Annotated in this window: 1 pseudogene; it reads left to right on the forward strand. The window is 45.9% G+C overall.

What is annotated here, in order from left to right:
* Positions 1–136 precede the first annotated feature (136 nt).
* Positions 137–1,424, forward strand: a pseudogene (locus AKJ31_RS21790) (Tn3-like element ISShfr9 family transposase); the annotation flags it as partial.

Raw genomic sequence — 1,424 nt, forward strand, 5'->3', positions numbered from 1 at the left:
GTTCTAGGGATTTTCCCCTCTAAAAAGACTTAATCCTCTGTAGACCACACCAATAAATGGCTGCGGAGGTGGGTTACTACTTATAAGTGTGGCAAATTAGGTAAATATCGTACATTTAATACGGAACAGCCCTGATATGGCCATCAAAAACGAAATTACTATTCTCACGAGAGCAGAACAGGCAGATCTTTATTCCCCACCCATTTTTTCAATCGAAGAACAACGTCTGTACTTTTCTCTGAACGATGCGGAATTGGCAGTTTTTCGGTCAATTCGTCTCAGAGCTCATAGATGTTACTTTGTCGCGATTTTGGGATACTTCAAATCAAAGCCCGTCATCCTAGATATCGCTTACTCGCAGGTTTCTAAGGATTTAATGTTCATCAGTAAAGAGCTGCTTGGCGGCAAGGGGCTCAGACCATTCACTCCCTCACAAAAACAAAAAGATCGACTCTACGCAAAAGTATTAGACCTTGCTGGTTATCACAAATGGGACGAAAGTCAGCACTTCAATTCTCTTTTCGACCACCTTGTTCAGGTGGGCAATGCCTGGCTGGAGCCGCGTTACCTCTTTGATACTGCTATTGAATTCCTAACCAGTCACAGCATTGCTATCCCTAGGTACACCGTACTCCAGAGACTGATAAGCAGAGCGATGCAGCAGGTCAGAAAAGACCTGGCGCACCAACTTAATCAACTCACCAGTCCTGAACTTCACGTCTTTCTGGACAGCATAACAGCCATTGATGACGGACTAAGCCTGAACCAGCTCAGAGGCGGTGCAAAAAGTCTGACCGTACCTGAACTTAAAAAAGAGCTTGCCCTTTATCATCAGTTAGCGCCATGGCGCACGCAAATCAATGGCGTTATCGATGGGCTTAATCTGTCTCTTAAAAATCGACAACACTTCGGTGAGCTCATCAACTATTACGGTAGTAAACTCAAACGATTCAAACGCGCACAGCAGCATCTATGGTTGCTATGTCACCTGACAGAGCGGATACAACTGGCACTGGAACGGTTAACTGATGGGTTCATTTACCATATCCGCAAGCAACAAGAAGCTGCCAACACCTTTGCACAACAAGCAGTGTTCCTGTCCTGGCAGTCAGCCGCGGACAATGTCACGAAAGCGGCAGAGTTACTGCATCTGTTTGTGGATGAGAACATTGATGATAATCAACCCTTCTCAGTAGTCAGACAACAGGCATTGAAGGTCATGAATGACAGGGATATCCAGACCCTCTGCCTTTACCTGAAAAAACAGAAACGGACCGTGGAAGAGTACCAGTGGCAACATTACGATGAACAATGCAATCTCCTGGAGCAACTGTTAAGGCAGGTGTTTTTGTGCCTTGAATGTGAGGCCGGTAAAGGCTCAGAAGCCGTCGTCGCCCAACTTCAACAGATGCAGACGGAAAACG

The sequence above is a fragment of the Vibrio hepatarius genome, assembly GCF_001274785.1.
Lineage (GTDB): Bacteria > Pseudomonadota > Gammaproteobacteria > Enterobacterales > Vibrionaceae > Vibrio > Vibrio hepatarius.